Here is a 15,317-nt window from a genome sequence, read left to right as displayed (position 1 = left end):
GGAGTTCCTCCATGACTTCCCCGCATTCCCGTCGCCCTGCGCGTCGCGCCCTCGCCTTGCTGATCTTCGCCGCACTGGCGTGCACCGGCGCGCATGCCGACGACGCCAGCGACGCCGCGAACCCGCAGAACGCCAGGCAACTCGGCGCGGTGACCGTCACCGGCACCACCAGCGCGCTGGACCTGTACGGCAGCAACAACGCCAGTGCCGGCGCGCTGGGCAATCGCAGCCTGCTCGACACGCCCTTCAGCATCAGCACGGCCACCTCGGACCTGATCGTCAACCGGCAGGCCATCGACATCAACGAGGCCTTCGCCACCGATCCGGGCGTGACGCCACTGGGCAGCGGCTATGCCGGCGAGGAATCCACGTTCGCCGTGCGCGGCCTGCCGGTGGATCTGCTCAACGGCTACAAGATGGACGGCCTGTCCGTGGTGAACTGGGCCAGCGACCTGCCGCTGGAACCCTTCAGCGAAATCCAGTTGCTGAAGGGCGCGGGCGGCTTCATGTACGGCTTCGGCGCGCCCGGCGGCATCCTCAACTATGTCTCCAAGCAACCGACGCTGCAGCCGTACGCCAGCTTCACGCTGGGCTACGTGTCCGATGGCGCGCTCGAGGAATCCGCCGACCTCGGCGGCACGTTCGGCGGACAGGGCGGCTGGGGCTACCGCCTCAACCTGGTGCACGAGGACGGCAACACCTATGTGCAGGGTGGCCGCATCCGCCGCAACGCGGCATCACTAGCGCTGACCAAGGACATCGCACCCAACCTGCACTGGCACTTCAACAGCATCTGGCAGGACCGCGACACGCGCGGCACCTACTACGGCATCATCCTCGGCCAGTACTACGGCTATCCGACCGAGGTGCACACGCCCGCACCGCTGGACGGCAGCCAGCGCGTCACCCAGCCCTACACCGGCTACGGCACCTCGATGCGCGTGGCCAACACCGGCCTGAAGTGGGACATCTCGCCCGACTGGACGGCCAGCCTGGACTACAGCTACGCCGGCCAGACCCGCTCGAATCGCGACAGCGCGATCATCCTCACCGACAACCGGGGCGACTACACCGACCTCAACTACCTCGGCTACTCGCGCTACAACTACCAGCAGTGGCAGGGCATGCTGCAGGGCAAGTTCGACACCGGTGCGATCAACCATCAGGTGGTGCTCGGCGCGTCGTGGCAGGCGCTGGATTACCACTACCCGACCGGGCCTTACGCCGATGGACAGTTGTTCGGGCAAGGCAACCTCTACGACCTGCCGCTGCTCCCCAATCCCGGCACGCCGCTCAGCCGCAGCACCTACCTCGCGGAAACCACCACGCAGCGCGCGATGTTCGCCAGCGACACGGTGACGTTCTCGCCGCAATGGTCGGTCCTGCTTGGCCTGCGTTACACCGACTACATCGACAAGGACTACAGCGCGGGCAGCAGCATACCCACCGCGCGCTACGGGCAGACTCCGCTGACGCCCACCGTCGCACTCCTCTACAAGCCGACCGCATCGACGACGCTGTACGCCAGCTACGTCGAGTCGCTGGAACAGTCCAGCAGCGCGCCGCTGGGCACGAAGAACCAGTACCAGACTTTCGCCCCCACCCGCAGCAAGCAGTACGAGATCGGTGCCAAGACCGAGCACGACGACTGGAGCGTGGATCTCGCGCTGTTCCGCGTGGAGCGCGGGCTGCAGTACATCAACTCCGACGACATGTACGTGTCCGACGGACGCACGCGTTACCAGGGCATCGACCTGTCCGGCAAGCTGCTGCTGGCGCGGAACTGGACCCTGCTCGGCGGCGTGATGTACCTCGACGCCTACAACCAGCAAGCCGCCGCGGGCATACAAGGCATGCGCGCCTACGGCACGCCGCGTGCGCAGGGCAACCTGTACGTGGAATATGCGGTGCCGCAAGTCGCTGGACTGGTGCTGGATGCCGGTGGTCGCTACGTGGGCAACGAGGCCATCGACGCCGGCAATACCGAATTCGTCGGTGCGTACCACACCTTCGACCTCGGCGCGCGCTACACCACCAACCTCGGCGGACATGCGCTGACCTGGCGCGCCGGCATCGACAACCTCGCCAACGAGAAGTACTGGCTCACCAGTTGGGGCTTCATCCTCAACCAAGGCGCGCCGCGCACGGTGCGCGCCAGCATGACGCTCACGCTGTAACGCACGCCTCGTCCGACATCACCGCCGCGGTGTCAGCACCGCGGCGGTGATGCCGGCCTCCACCAGATGCGCCGGCAGTGCGCGACCCAATGCGAGGTTCGCGCAGGCCTCGCCCATCGCGGCGCTGGTCTGGATGCCGTAGCCGCCTTGCGCGGCTACCCAGAAGAAGCCTTCCGCGTCCGGCGCGAAACCGCCTACCAGGTCGCCTTCCGTGCCGACGAAGCTGCGCAGGCCGGCCCAGCTGCGGGTCGGGCGGTTGATCGTCATCGTGGTGGCCTGCTCGATGCGGTCGATGCCCAGCGCGATGTCGAGATCCTCCGGCTGCACGTCGTGCGGGGGCACCGGGTCGGCGTTGGCGGGCGAACCCAGCAGCAGGCCGGCATCGGGCTTGAAGTAGAAACTCTCCCCCGCATCGATCACGAAGGGCCAGTGCGATGTGTCCAGGCCCTTCGGCGGCTCGAACAGGAAGGCGGTGCGCCGCTTCGGCTGCAGGCCCAGCGGTGCCACGCCGGCGAGGCGCGCCACTTCGTCCGCCCATGCGCCCGCGGCGTCGAGCAGCAGCGGTGCGTGATACACCGTTTCGCCACAATCAACCTGCCACTGACCCTGCCCGCGTTCGATCGACTGGATGGCCACGTCGACGCGCAGCGTGCCGCCGCGCTGGCGTAGGCCGCGCAGGAAACCCTGGTGCAACTCGTTGACGTCGATGTCGGCGGCATCGGGTTCGAGCATGCCGATCTGCGCGGCCTCCGGTTTCAGCACCGGCACCATCGCCTGCACTTCGTCGGCATCGAGCAGGCGCAGGCCGGGGATGTGCGCACGGTTCTCCGCGTACATCGCGCGCACCGCGTCCGCCTGCTCGGCGCTGCCGATCACCAGCGTGGGACGCTGCGTCAGGATGGGATGCTCGGCGAAACCTTCCGGCGGCCGCTCCAGAAACGGCCGCGTGGCGCGCGACAGCGCACGCACCTGCGCCGAGCCATAGGTCTCGCTGAACAGCGCCGCAGAGCGGCCGGTGGAATGCATGCCCGGCCAAGACTCGCGCTCCAGCACCAGCACGCGTGCGTGCGGCGCCATGAACCACGCGACCGAGGCGCCGGCCATGCCGGCGCCGATGATGATGGCGTCGAAGTCGTTTGCCTGCATGTTCAATCCTGTTTCGCGATGTTGCCGTCCCCGTGTGCCGGAGAAGCGTTGGAAGTGTCATTGCGCGACTGCCGAGCGACCACGCTGGTCACGGTGAGATCAGCCGTGACGTTGCCCAGCGTGGCGAACACGTCGGGCAGCGCGTCCACCGCCAGCATCAGGCCCAGCGGTGCCACCGGCACGCCCATCGCCTGCGCCACCGGCAGGTTCGTCGCCATGAAGGTGACCTGCCCCGGCAAGCCGACCGAGCCCAGGCTGATCACCACCGCCAGCGCCGCACCTGCCACGAGCTGCGCCGGCCCCAGATGGATGCCGCTGGCCCAGGCGATGAAGCTGGCTGAAGCGATGTACTGCACCGGACTGGTGAGCCGGCACAGCGACACCGCCATCGGCAGCGCCAGCGCGGTGACCTGGGTCGGATAGCCGAGCCGCCGTTCCGCGCTCTCCAGCATCGCCGGCAGCGAGGCCAGCGAGGACTGCGTGCTGGCCGCCACCGCCTGCGCCGGCGCCAGCGCAACGACGAAGCGGCGCAGCCGCTCGCCGCCCCACAGCATGGCCACCGGCAGCATCAGCACGGTGACCGTGAGGTGCAGGATGATCTCCAGCAGCACGAACACGCCCAGCGCGCGCACCATGCCCAGGCCCGCGCGGGCGCAGACGGCGAGGATCAGTGCGAACACGCCCAGCGGCGCCAGCCACAGCACCCAGCGCACGATCGCGATCATCGCGTCGGCCATGGCCTGGAAGAACTCCACCAGCAGGGCGCGGCGCGATGGTTGCAACTGCGTGAGCGCGAAGCCGAGGAACAGCGCGAACACCACCAGCGGCAGCATCGCGCTCTGCGCCGCGGCCATCAGCGCGTTGCTGGGCACGATACCCTCGAACCAGTCGGCCCAGCCCGGCGCGGCGGCCACCGGTCTATTGGCGGCGTGGCCGCTGAGCACCTCGCCCAAAGCCGGGTTGTGCGGGAACAGCGCCAGCAGTGGCGGTGCGAGCAGCGCGGCGACCGCCGCGCCGAGCGCGAGCACCACGATGACGGCGACGAGAGTGCGCCGCGCAATGCGCCCGGAAGCCGCCGCATCGCTGGCCGTGTTCACGCCCACCACCACCAGCGCCAGCACCAGCGGCACCACCGTCATCTGCAAGGCGTTGAGCCACAGATGGCCGATCGGCTGGGCAACGTCCGCCGCCCGCACGGCCCAACCCGGAGTCCAGGCGGCGAGCGCCAGGCCAACCAGCGCACCGGCCACGAGGCCCAGCAGCACACGGGTGGTGGCGCTCATCGGCCGGACCTCACGTCGGGCAGCTGCCATGCGTGGCGCAGGCGCGCGTATTCGTCCTTCGGCAGCAACACGAACACGGGATGTTCCTGCGGCTTCAGCCACGCCAGCAGGCCCCGCATGGTGCCTGGCGTCATCGCGGTGCAGCCGGTGGTGCCCGTGGTCGGCGACGACCACAGGTGCGCGAAGATGCAACTGCCGCCATGCGCCACGCCATCCGGGTTGTGTTCGATCACGAAGCCGATGCGGTAGGCCTGGTCGCCATGGAAATGCAGGTCGCGTCGCATCGGCTCACTGGCTCCCTTCAACGCTGCCGCGCCCACCTTGGCTGTGTCGGCGATGCGGTTGTAGAGCGGCGAGCCGCTGACGTCCATGCAGTAGTCGGTGGCGGTGAGCGCGAGGTATGGCATTGCCGTATCCGCATGCGCGGCATAACCGAAGGTGGTGCCGATGCGGAACACGCCGGCCGGGCTGCGGCCGTCGCCTTCGCGCTTCTGCGGGCCGTCGTGCCGTACCGGACTCAGGCCGATGCCCCAGGCCGAGCCGCTCTTCCCGATCACCACCGGCTGTGCAACGCCCACTTCATGCCACGCGCCGCCGTGGTCGCGCTGGTAAGTACGCAGCGTGCCCTCGATCGTATTCCAGTCGGGCACGGTGACCAGCACCATCTGGCCGGCATCAGACCAGGCGACACCCGGATCGGTGGCGGCAATGGCATGGCCCGCGAAGGCAACGCCAACGATCAGCAAGGCAACGAAACGCTTACGCATGGCACGGAATCCTCGCGTTGTTTGGACGTCCATTCATGGCTCCATCACCTTCTCGATGCGTTCCAGGTTGGCGACGAGCTGCGCATGGCGCGCGTCGTCGCCCTCGCAAAGCTGCACGAACAACACGTCCAGCAGATGCTGCAGCGCGGACTGGTAGAGCAGTGACTGGATGTACGGGCGCTCGTCGTGCGCGGATACCAGCAGGGCCGCGTCGGCCAGTGCGCGCAACGGATTGGCGCTGTGCCGGGTCACGCTGACCACCATGCCGCGGCGTTCGCGGAAATGCCGGCCGACCTTGCACAGCGCCGGATGATTGCCGTGCTCGGAGAACACCAGCAGTATGTCGCCAGGATCGGCGGAGGAGACGTTGGCGGCCATCCGCGCGAGGTCGAAGTTGTGCACCACGGGCAGGCCGAGCAGCGCGAGCTTGTACGCGAAATCGCGCGCGTGGATATCGTCCTCGCCAAGGCCGATGAGAAACACTTTGCCGCCGCGGCCGGCCTTGGCCATTGCCTTGGTCACCGTGGCGAGCGTCTGCGGCGGGTTGATGAGGCGCGTGGCCTCCTCCGCCTCGGACTTGCGTCGCCACAGGCCGGTGGCCGGCGACTCGGCCGCCTCGCCACGGACCTGCGTGGCGGCTTCCACCTCGTCGCCGTTGTCGGCGCGGGCGATCGCCTCGCCCACCGAATACTTGAGGTCGGGATAGCCCTTGAAGCCCAGCTTCTGGGTGAACTTCACCACGCTGGACTGGCTGATGCCCAGCGCATTGGCGAGCTGCTGCGAGGAGTAGTCGCGCAGCAGCTGCGCGTTGTCCAGCACGAAATCGGCGATGCGGCGCTCCACCGCCGACATCTGGTCGCGCTCGGAGCGGATCTTGACCAGCGGCGACATGTCAGCCCCCGACGCCGGTTTCCAGCCCGCGGATCTCGCGGATGCCGAGGCCCGCCGCATCGGTCACCGAAATCTCGGACTCGTTGAAGATCACGCCGCCGTCCACCGGGTTGAACTGGCACAACGAAGGGCCGTCCAGGTCCACCTTGGTGATCGCGTTGGACTTGGCCACTGCCACGTGCACCGCCGCCGCCACGCTGATCGAGGTTTCCAGCATGCAGCCGATCATGCACTCCACGCCGTGCAGCGCGGCGATGTCCGCGATCTTGATCGCGTTGGAGATACCGCCGGTCTTCATCAGCTTGATGTTGATGATATCGGCGGCGCGCAGGCGGATCAGGTCGATCACCTCCATCGGCCCGAACACGCTTTCGTCGGCCATGATCGGCGTGTGCACGCGCTCGGTGACGTAGCGCATGCCTTCCAGGTCACGCGCCTTCACCGGCTGCTCGACCAGTTCCAGCTTGATGCCGGCGTCTTCCAGCGTCTGCAGCGCATACACCGCCTGCTTGGCCGTCCAGCCCTGGTTGGCGTCCAGCCGCAGCAGCGCGCGACCCTCGACCGCGGCATAGATCGCCTTGACGCGCTCGATGTCGACGCCGATGTCTTTGCCCACCTTGATCTTCAGCGACTCGAAACCGCGCTCCACCGCAGCGACGGAGTCGGCCACCATCTTGTCGATGTAGTCCACACTGATGGTGATGTCGGTGGTGATCACCGGGTCGCCGCCGCCCAGCAGCTTGTACAGCGGCGCGCCGTAGAGCTGGCCCCACAGGTCGTACAGCGCGATCTCCACCGCCGCCTTGGCGCTGGTGTTCTTCTCCATCGACGACTGCACCAGGTGGGTCAGCCGGTTGAGCTCGGCCACGTCCTGGCCGAGCAGGCGTGGCGTGATGTAGTGGCGGATCGCGTCGGTGATCGAGCCGTGGGTGTCGCCGGTGATCACCGCGGTGGCGGGCGCCTCGCCGTAACCGACGTGGCCGGTGTCGGTATGCACCATCACCACGATGTCCTCGACCTGGTTGACGGTGCGCAGCGCCGTCTTGAACGGCGTCTTCAGCGGGACGCGCAGCATGCCGAACTGGATGTCGGTGATTTTCATGGGATGGCTTTCATCCTTGTTGAATGCATTAGGTATCCGCGCGCTCCCGCGGCGTAGGAGCGCACCCTGTGCGTGATGGTTTGAGCACGCACGGTGCCCGCTGATCTCGTGAACAAAGCGGTTTCGAGCGCCTGCCGGCGCCCGAGTCACTTTTCTCTGCGTGGCCAGAGAAAAGTAACCAAAAGATAGGCCACCCCGATGGCGCGCCCTCCGGGCATTCCCGGATCAGGTCCGGGACAGGCTCTGCCCTGCGGGTGCGCGGGCGGGTTCCGGGGGTTTTCGACGGGACTCCTGTCCCGGCGAAAAACTGGCCCGCATCCTTGCCGGCCATCCTGCGGACTTTCCTCCACCCGCCCGCCGCGCCATAGGGGCCCCGGGTAAAGCAGCGCGCTCCAAGCGCGCACTTTTCAAAAGAGCCAAAGCACCGCAAATTTGCGGCGCTTTGGCTCTGGCTCTGGCTCTGGCTTTTGCTTCTGGCACGCACGATGCGCGCCTGCTCTACCCGGGGCCCCTCGGCGACGGTGGGTCGGGGACAATCAGGCCGCGCAGCGGGCGTTGCCATGGATGGCAACGCCTTTTCGCGCGGGCAGGAGCCCGCTCGAAAAGCCCGGCCACGGCTCACGCACCTTCCGTCCATGGATGGACGGAAGGCGTCGCCGCGGGGTGTCGTTTTCTCTTGGCTACTTCTCTTTTGGACAAGCAAAAGAGAAGTAGCTCGGCCGCCGACAGGCGGACGAAACCGCTTCGACGCTTGCGCAAGTCCACAAGCAAAAACATCCTCTCCCCCAACCCCTCTCCCGCAAGCGGGAGAGGGGAATAGAGCCTCCGGGCGGGATGACGACCACGGCTGGAATCGCGTGCGGTTCATTGGCGGATGCGCACGATACTGGTCATGTGGTCGATGAAGGTCGACCCATCCTTGCCATAAAGCATCGGCAACAACGGCGTCACCGACACCGCATTGAGCTTGATGTGCGCGACGGAGCCATCCGGCTTGCGGTAGCTCATGCCCAGCACGTCGTGGATCACCCACGGCTGCCCCTGCCACTGGCCCAGCACCATCATCACATGGCCCGGGATGTAGACCAGGTCGCCGAGCCGCAGCTGCATCGCCGCCTGCAGGCGCACCGCATGGTTGTCGGCAGCAGTGAACAAGCGATGTTCCAACGCGGGACTCTTGGCCTGGTCACCGGTGTTACGCGGCATCTGCACGCCGAGGCTGCGGTACACGTCGGAGACGAAGCCCGAGCAGTCGCGGCCATCGTACGAATGCCCCCAGCCGTAGCGCTCGCCGAGGAACTTGAACGCCTGGGTGATCAGGTTGCGCGGCGTCAGCGGCAGGTAGTCGGCGGCGGTGTCGGTGTTCTTCTGCAGCAGCGCGGGCACCAGCGCCAGGCTGCCATCGTCCTTGCGGATGGGCAGTTGCAGCGTGTACGCGGCATACGGCGTCTGGCCGTTCACCGGCTGGTCGGGCGGCAGCGCGGTGAGCAGCGACACGCGCGTGCCCATGTCCAGCTGCAGTTGCGACACTTCCGGCTGCTCCGGCGTGAACACGGTGCGCACGCTGGCGCCGGTGACCACGCGGTACGGCGTCTTCGCCGCGTAGGCCAGCACCACGTCCTTCGCGCCTTCCGCCACGTACTGCTTCTGCACCCACGCCGCGTAGCGCGGGCTGACCACGAACAGCCACTGGCCGTCGCGGCTCGCATGCACGATCGCCACCGGCGTGCCGGGGAATTCGGCGCTCTCCTGGAAGCGGTCGATGTCGTGGTCGTCGTCGCTGCTGAACACGCGCAGCGTGGTGGGAAAGGTGCGCAGCGCGGCGCGCTGCACCACCAGGCCATAACGTACGGCGGTCTGCGCGGGGATCGCATCCAGCGCCAGATCGCTCTCCATCTTGTCCAGCGTGGCCGCCGGCACCGGTTGGCCGTGCTCGTCGTACAGCGCGTGCGCGGGACGCTTCGACAAGTGCCTGATCCAGGCGGCCACCTGTGCGCGCGGCAACGTGGCAGGCAACGCTGCGAGGTCGTGCATGGTGGGATCGAGTTTGAACAGCTTCGCGTTCTGCGCGTCGATCTCCGCGCGGGTGAGGATCTGCCGGTCGGGTTGCGACTGCAAGCCGATCCAGAAAGCCGGCGTCAGCTGCGCATCGCCCACGCCAAGCACGCCGCTGGGCGGAACCGGCAATGCAGCCGCGGACACGTCCTGCGCCGGCAGTGGCGCATGGACGAGCGCGAGGGCGAGCACCAAGGTCGCGAGAACCGCACGTTTCATCGTCGTTTCACCCCTTCGCCTGCCACGTCACCAAGCGCGACAGCTCTGGTCGCACAACATACGCAGGAATATTTGATTCCTGAAAATTTCTGTCGAAGCATAATTTATTGACCACCAATTGCAAGCGTGCTACACAACCCGTTGGGGAAGCATCGCGGGGCACGCGGAGACCATGAACAGGCTCCTTCAGATGGCGAGTGCGATGACCGCTGCACAGCGGACGGTACGCCTGCTGCTCACACTGGCCTTGCTGGCCGCACCGTGCGCGATGGTCTGGGCCGCCGATACGCCGGCGAGCATCGCCGCACTGGTCGATGCCGGCCAGTTCCAGGCCGCCGACGCCGACATCACGCAGGCCTTGAACCAGACCGGGCTGGATGCCGCCACGCGCGCCGCGCTGCTGTTCCAGCGCGAACGCATGCGCCGCATCCGCTACGACTTCTCGCTCGATGCCGGTGCGCTGAAGGCACGCATCCGCAAGCAGGTGCCCGACCTGCGCGACGACGAGTTCCGCGACTGGGACGAACACGGCCTGCTCGAACGCATGGTGATCGACGGCCGCGTGATGTACTTCAAGCGCGACGCCTCCAACATCTTCCGCCTCAGCGCCGACGCCGCCGCACGCCGCGCCCATCCCGCGCCGTTCGACGACGACCCGATGGGCGTGCTGAACGACTACCACCGCGAAGTGCGTGCGGCATCGCTGCAGGAAAACCGCAGCAGCGTGCTGCCGCATCGCGTGCGCATCACCCAGACACTCACCGTGGATGCCGACGCAGTGCCGGCCGGCAAGACCGTGCGCGCGTGGATTCCCTACCCGAAAGCGCTGTCGGGCCAGCAGGAAGACATCCGCTACGTGACCAGCGCCCCGGCGAAGCACGAGCTAGCGCCCGATGCCACGCCAATGCGCACGGTGTATTTCGAGAAGACCGCGCAGGCCGGCAAGCCCACCACCTTCTCGGTCACCTACGAGCTCACGATCTACGCGCAATACCATGCCATCGACCCGGCGAAGGTGGTACCTGCGACGATCACGCCGGAACTGGCGCCCTACGTGGCCGAGCGACCGCCGCACCTCGTGTTCACCGAGCAGTTGCGGCTGTTCTCGCGGCAGGTGGTGGGCGACGAGAAGAACCCGTACCGCATCGCGCAGAAGCTGTTCGCGGCCGTGGACGAAATCCCGTGGGCCGGTGCGCGCGAGTACTCCACCATCCCCAACCTCAGCGACTACACCCTGCACGCCGGCCACGGCGACTGCGGCCAGCAGACCATGCTGCTGATCGCCCTGCTGCGCCTGAACGGCATCCCGGCGCGCTGGCAGTCCGGCGCGATCTTCGCCGACCACGGCTACAACGACATCCACGACTGGGGCCAGCTCTACCTCGCACCTTACGGCTGGGTGCCGATGGATGTCACTTTCGGCCGCCTGCATCCGGGCGCGCAAGCGAAACCCGGCGACGACGCGCTGGAGTGGTTCTACCTCGGCGGGCTGGACGCCTGGCGCATCGCCTTCAACAGCGATTACGGCCAGAGCTTCGTGCCAGCCAAGCACTCGTTCCGCTCCGACAACGTGGACTCGCAGCGCGGCGAAGTCGAGTGGAGCGGCGGCAACCTTTACTACGACCAATGGCACTACGGCTTCGACTGGTCGCCGGTCGACCGGCATTGATCTCTTCATCGATTCCGCAATGAACCTGCCCACCATGGACACACTACCTTCCACGCATTTCGACGGCGTGGATCTCCTCGCGCTCGCCGGGCGGCACGGCACGCCGCTGTACGCCTACTCGGCCAGCGCGATCCGCCAGCGCATCGCCGGCCTGCAGCTGGCACTGCACGGCATGGACGCCACGATCTGCTACGCGGTCAAGGCCAACGGCAGCCGCGCCATCCTGGAACTGATGGCGCAGGCCGGACTGGGTGCGGACATCGTTTCCGCCGGTGAACTGCAACGCGCACTGCGTGCCGGCATTCCACCCGAACGCATCGTGTTCTCCGGCGTAGGCAAGAACGACGACGAAATCGGCGAGGCGCTGGCCGCGGGCATCCAGCGCTTCAACGTGGAATCGCTGGACGAACTGCACGCCATCGAGCGCATCGCGGGAGAACGCGGCGCCACGGCGCGCGCGGCGGTGCGCATCAACCCGGACGTGGACGCTCTCACCCACGCCAAGATTTCCACCGGCAAGTCGGAGAACAAGTTCGGCGTGAGCATCGCCGAGGCGCGCCGCTGGTTCGACGCGCGCGCCACGCTGCGACACGTGCGGCTGGACGGCCTGCACGTGCACATCGGCTCGCAGATCCTCTCGCTGGAACCGTATCGCCTGGCCCTGCAGCGCGTGGCCGCGTTCTGGCGCGAACTGCGCGACGCCGGCCATCCCGTCGCCAGCATCGACGTGGGCGGCGGCCTCGGCGTGCGTTACCGCGATGGCGACGTGACTATCGCGCCGGCCGATTACGTCGCGGTCATCCGCGAGGCGCTCGCCGGCTTCGATGGCCGCCTGCTGCTGGAACCCGGCCGCTATCTCGTGGCCGAGGCCGGCGTGCTGCTGACGCGCGTGCTGCGCATCAAGCATGGCGAGGCGCGCGACTTCCTGGTGCTGGACGCGGCGATGAACGACCTCGCCCGCCCCAGCCTGTACGACGCCTGGCACGACATCGTGCCGGTGTCGGGCGAAGCGCGGCCACAGGCCATCTACGACGTGGTGGGCCCGGTCTGCGAAACCGGCGACACCTTCGCGCAGGCGCGTGCATTGCCTGCCTGTGCGGCGGGCGACCTGGTAATGATCCGCGGCACCGGTGCCTATGGCGCGTCGATGGCCTCCACCTACAACTCGCGGCCGCTGGCGGCCGAGGTGCTGCTCGACCATGGCCGCCATGCGCTGATCCGCCGGCGGCAGACGCTGGATGAAATGCTCGCCGGCGAACAGTCGGCCAGTCAGTGGGAGACGACATGAAACGCATCGCACGCATGAAGCTCCCTCGCCCCTCCGGGGCAGGCGGGGAGCGGCCATGGATGGCCGCGGCTTTCCTCGCTCCCCAGAGCAGAGCACGTCCATGTGCTCTCTCCGCGTGGAGGAGCGAGGAGAGGGTTGGGGTGAGGGGCCAACACCGCCGTCATCCCGCATGGCCGAGCAAGGCACTGCTCGCTCTTGCATTCGTACTGCCCTGCACAGCTGCCCTCGCTGCGCAGACCACACCAGTTTCCACGACACCCGAAGCCCGCACCTACGACCACATCCTCGACACCGTGGTCGCGCGCTACCACCTGCCCGGCATCGCGCTGGGCGTGATCGAAAACGGCAAGGTGGTCTACGTCGCCACGCGCGGCGAAACCATCGCCGGCTCGGGCCGCAAGATCACCCCGCGCACCCTGTTCAAGATCGCCTCCAACAGCAAGGCGATGACCACCGCCCTGCTGGGCAGGCTGGTCGACCAGGGCAAGCTGCACTGGGACGATCCGGTGACGAAGTACCTGCCCGGCTTCCAGATGTACGACCCATGGGTCACGAAGAACATGCGCGTGGCCGACCTGCTCACCCACTCCAGCGGCCTGCCCGAAGGCGGCGGCGACCTGATGCTGTGGCCGGAGCCGAATGCGTTCACCCGCGCCGACATCATCCACGGCCTGCGCTACATCAAGCCCGGCTACAGCTTCCGCTCGAAATACGAGTACGACAACCTGCTCTACGTGGTGGCCGGCGAAGTGGCCGCCGCCGCGGGCAGCGCGCCGTACGAGACGCTGATGCATCGCGAGGTGTTCCAGCCGCTGGGTCTTTCGCGCTGCCAGGTCGGCCAGTGGAACCGCGACGCGGTGGGCGACGTGGCGCAACCGCACTCCTTCAGGGACGGCCGCAACGTCCCGGAGGACGAGGACGGCCCGGTGATCCCCGCGATCACCTCTGCACCCGCCGGCGGCATCCGCTGCGACCTCGACGACATGCTGAGCTGGGCGCGCAACTGGCTGGTGCCCACGCCAGCGCAACTGCAGTGGTTGTCGGCGGAACAGCGCCACGTACTGCAATCGCCGCACATGCTGATCCCCGTTTCCGAGCAACGCCGCGACTGGGACGACAGCCACATCATGGCCTACGGCTACGGCTGGCGCATGACCGACGTGGACGGCACCTGGACGGTGTGGCACACCGGCACGCTGGATGGCATGTACTCCGAACTGATGCTGCTGCCCGACCAGAAGGATGGCTTCGTATTCCTCATCAACGGCGAGGCGGAATCCGCGCGCACCGTGCTGGGCGAGGCGCTGCTCAAGCACTTCACCAAGCCGGACGACACGCGCGGCGTCACGTGGTATGCGGACGCGCTGCAACGCGCCGACGAGCAGGCCACCAAGCGTGCCGCCGCGCCGGACACCTCCGCCGCCACGCCCGTCGCACCCGCCGTGCTGGCGGCGTGGACAGGCCGCTACCGCGATCCGTGGCTGGGCGATCTCATGCTGTGCCCCAGGAACGGCCGCGTGCATTTCGCCGTCGCCAAGTCGCCGCGGCTCAACGGGGACGTGATGCGCCTGGGCAACCGCGACCTGGTGCACTGGAGCAACCACGGCATGGACCCCGACGCCTGGCTGGATTTCCATCCCGCGCAAGGCGGCCAACCCGCCACGCTGACCATGGCCAAGGTCGACCCGCTCGGCGACTTCAGCTCCGACTACGAGGACCTGCACTTCGTGCGTACCGGGGATTGCCCGTGAAGCGCCGGTTTCCTGTAGGAGCGCACCCTGTGCGCGATCCAGCTTTTCGCGAAGAGCTGTTCGCGCACAGGGTGCGCTCCTACACCATCGCGCCGGTCATCGTGCTCGCGGCCTGCCTGCAGATCGCGCAGGCCGATGAACCGCCACCGCGGCTCTCGCCCGCGAAAACCGCGGCGCAAGCCGGCCTGGTCGACATCCGCAGTCTGGCGCCCGATATCGCCGAGGACATCAAGTACGCCGGCAGCGACAACTTCGTCGGCCGGCCGGTGCATGGCTACCTCGCGCCCAAGTGCCTGCTACTGCGCCCGGCCGCCGAGGCGCTGGCGCGCGTCGAGCACGACCTGCGCGCGCAGCACTACCGGCTGAAGCTGTGGGATTGCTATCGCCCCGCCCGCGCCGTGGCGGATTTCGTGCATTGGGCGCACGACCTGTCCGACCAGCGCACCAAGCCGCAGCACTACCCGAACCTCGACAAGTCGCAGCTGCTCGGCGACTACATCGCGCCCGTCTCCGGGCACAGCCGCGGCGCCACCGTGGACCTCACCATGGAACGCTGCGCCGCCGACGGCACGCACTGCGCGCCGCTGGACATGGGCACCGGCTTCGACTGGTTCGGCGTGCGCGCCCATACCGACGCCCCCGGCATCAGCGCCGTACAGCTCGCCAACCGCCATCGCCTGCGCGCGGCGATGGAGCGCGAGGGGTTCCAGAACTACACATTGGAGTGGTGGCACTACACCCTCGCGCCCGAACCCACCCCGCACACGCTGTACGACGTGCCGGTGCAATGAACGCCCCATTCTCGCCCCGCCCTATCCGAAGCCTCCCCTCTCCTTCCGGGAGAGGGTGCCGACCTGCAGGCGCTGGAGCGACTGCGGAACGGCGGAGCCGGCCCCGACAGGGGAGAGCGCCATGGATGGTGCGAATCCAGGCGGGAGAGGGTACGGGCGAAACCAGACCTTGCGGCGG

At 67.7% G+C, this 15,317-nt stretch carries 11 protein-coding genes; 5 read left to right on the top strand and 6 right to left on the bottom strand.

Features of this window, described 5'->3' with window-relative positions; all coding sequences use genetic code 11:
- The first annotated feature begins 11 nt into the window (after positions 1 to 11).
- A complete protein-coding gene (locus tag ABQJ54_RS10225) occupies positions 12 to 2,177 on the top strand; it encodes a TonB-dependent siderophore receptor (protein ID WP_367854190.1) in 2,166 nt (721 codons plus the stop codon).
- 18 nt (positions 2,178 to 2,195) lie between these two features.
- On the opposite strand, the gene ABQJ54_RS10220 is transcribed toward ABQJ54_RS10225, so the two are convergent.
- The 6 genes from ABQJ54_RS10220 to ABQJ54_RS10195 all read right to left on the bottom strand — a co-directional run bounded on the left by ABQJ54_RS10220 (position 2,196) and on the right by ABQJ54_RS10195 (position 9,640).
- Positions 2,196 to 3,323: an NAD(P)/FAD-dependent oxidoreductase gene (locus ABQJ54_RS10220; RefSeq protein ID WP_367854189.1), complete on the bottom strand. Its 1,128-nt coding sequence runs from the start codon at positions 3,321 to 3,323 to the stop codon at positions 2,196 to 2,198.
- Between the two features lie 2 nt (positions 3,324 to 3,325).
- Complete coding sequence (locus ABQJ54_RS10215) at positions 3,326 to 4,606, bottom strand: dicarboxylate/amino acid:cation symporter (RefSeq protein ID WP_367854188.1); 1,281 nt, start codon at positions 4,604 to 4,606, stop codon at positions 3,326 to 3,328.
- Complete coding sequence (locus ABQJ54_RS10210) at positions 4,603 to 5,373, bottom strand: L,D-transpeptidase family protein (RefSeq protein WP_367854187.1); 771 nt, start codon at positions 5,371 to 5,373, stop codon at positions 4,603 to 4,605. The genes ABQJ54_RS10215 and ABQJ54_RS10210 overlap by 4 nt, the downstream gene beginning before the upstream one ends.
- 33 nt (positions 5,374 to 5,406) lie before the next feature.
- The gene (locus tag ABQJ54_RS10205) at positions 5,407 to 6,264 is read right to left on the bottom strand and encodes a MurR/RpiR family transcriptional regulator (protein WP_367854186.1); all 858 of its coding nucleotides are present in this window, start codon (positions 6,262 to 6,264) and stop codon (positions 5,407 to 5,409) included.
- Position 6,265: 1 nt separating this feature from the next.
- Positions 6,266 to 7,366 (bottom strand): dipeptide epimerase, encoded by a 1,101-nt coding sequence (locus ABQJ54_RS10200; protein ID WP_367854185.1) that lies wholly within the window; start codon positions 7,364 to 7,366, stop codon positions 6,266 to 6,268.
- Positions 7,367 to 8,230: 864 nt separating this feature from the next.
- A complete protein-coding gene (locus ABQJ54_RS10195) occupies positions 8,231 to 9,640 on the bottom strand; it encodes a C40 family peptidase (protein ID WP_367854184.1) in 1,410 nt (469 codons plus the stop codon).
- Positions 9,641 to 9,812: 172 nt separating this feature from the next.
- Here ABQJ54_RS10195 and ABQJ54_RS10190 point away from each other — a divergent pair, with 172 nt between their 5' ends.
- The 4 genes from ABQJ54_RS10190 (at position 9,813) to ABQJ54_RS10175 (ending at position 15,139) form a co-directional block, all read left to right on the top strand.
- Positions 9,813 to 11,309 carry a transglutaminase-like domain-containing protein gene (locus tag ABQJ54_RS10190; RefSeq protein WP_437343338.1) on the top strand — a complete coding sequence of 499 codons (1,497 nt, stop codon included), beginning with the start codon at positions 9,813 to 9,815 and terminating at the stop codon, positions 11,307 to 11,309.
- A gap of 19 nt (positions 11,310 to 11,328) precedes the next feature.
- Positions 11,329 to 12,597, top strand: a complete 1,269-nt coding sequence (gene lysA, locus ABQJ54_RS10185; RefSeq protein ID WP_367854183.1) for a diaminopimelate decarboxylase — start codon at positions 11,329 to 11,331, stop codon at positions 12,595 to 12,597.
- Positions 12,598 to 12,737: 140 nt separating this feature from the next.
- Positions 12,738 to 14,348, top strand: coding sequence for a serine hydrolase (locus ABQJ54_RS10180; protein ID WP_367854182.1), 1,611 nt, complete (start codon positions 12,738 to 12,740; stop codon positions 14,346 to 14,348).
- A 98-nt stretch (positions 14,349 to 14,446) separates the two neighbouring features.
- Positions 14,447 to 15,139 carry a M15 family metallopeptidase gene (locus ABQJ54_RS10175; RefSeq protein ID WP_437343344.1) on the top strand — a complete coding sequence of 231 codons (693 nt, stop codon included), beginning with the start codon at positions 14,447 to 14,449 and terminating at the stop codon, positions 15,137 to 15,139.
- Positions 15,140 to 15,317: the final 178 nt, after the last annotated feature.

The organism is Rhodanobacter lycopersici, from assembly GCF_040812335.1.
In the GTDB taxonomy this organism is placed as follows: domain Bacteria; phylum Pseudomonadota; class Gammaproteobacteria; order Xanthomonadales; family Rhodanobacteraceae; genus Rhodanobacter_A; species Rhodanobacter_A lycopersici.
The sequence above is the reverse complement of the archived record's forward strand: the minus strand, read 5'-3'. Positions and strand labels throughout refer to the sequence as shown.

What these genes read in the sequence shown, in the direction of transcription:
- ABQJ54_RS10225 (WP_367854190.1), top strand. Translation starts at nt 12, where the DNA reads ATGACTTCCCCGCATTCCCGTCGCCCTGCGCGTCGCGCCCTCGCCTTG.
- lysA (WP_367854183.1), top strand. Translation starts at nt 11,329, where the DNA reads ATGAACCTGCCCACCATGGACACACTACCTTCCACGCATTTCGACGGC.
- ABQJ54_RS10210 (WP_367854187.1), bottom strand. Translation starts at nt 5,373, where the DNA reads ATGCGTAAGCGTTTCGTTGCCTTGCTGATCGTTGGCGTTGCCTTCGCG.
- ABQJ54_RS10195 (WP_367854184.1), bottom strand. Translation starts at nt 9,640, where the DNA reads ATGAAACGTGCGGTTCTCGCGACCTTGGTGCTCGCCCTCGCGCTCGTC.
- ABQJ54_RS10220 (WP_367854189.1), bottom strand. Translation starts at nt 3,323, where the DNA reads ATGCAGGCAAACGACTTCGACGCCATCATCATCGGCGCCGGCATGGCC.
- ABQJ54_RS10215 (WP_367854188.1), bottom strand. Translation starts at nt 4,606, where the DNA reads ATGAGCGCCACCACCCGTGTGCTGCTGGGCCTCGTGGCCGGTGCGCTG.
- ABQJ54_RS10205 (WP_367854186.1), bottom strand. Translation starts at nt 6,264, where the DNA reads ATGTCGCCGCTGGTCAAGATCCGCTCCGAGCGCGACCAGATGTCGGCG.
- ABQJ54_RS10190 (WP_437343338.1), top strand. Translation starts at nt 9,813, where the DNA reads ATGAACAGGCTCCTTCAGATGGCGAGTGCGATGACCGCTGCACAGCGG.
- ABQJ54_RS10200 (WP_367854185.1), bottom strand. Translation starts at nt 7,366, where the DNA reads ATGAAAATCACCGACATCCAGTTCGGCATGCTGCGCGTCCCGCTGAAG.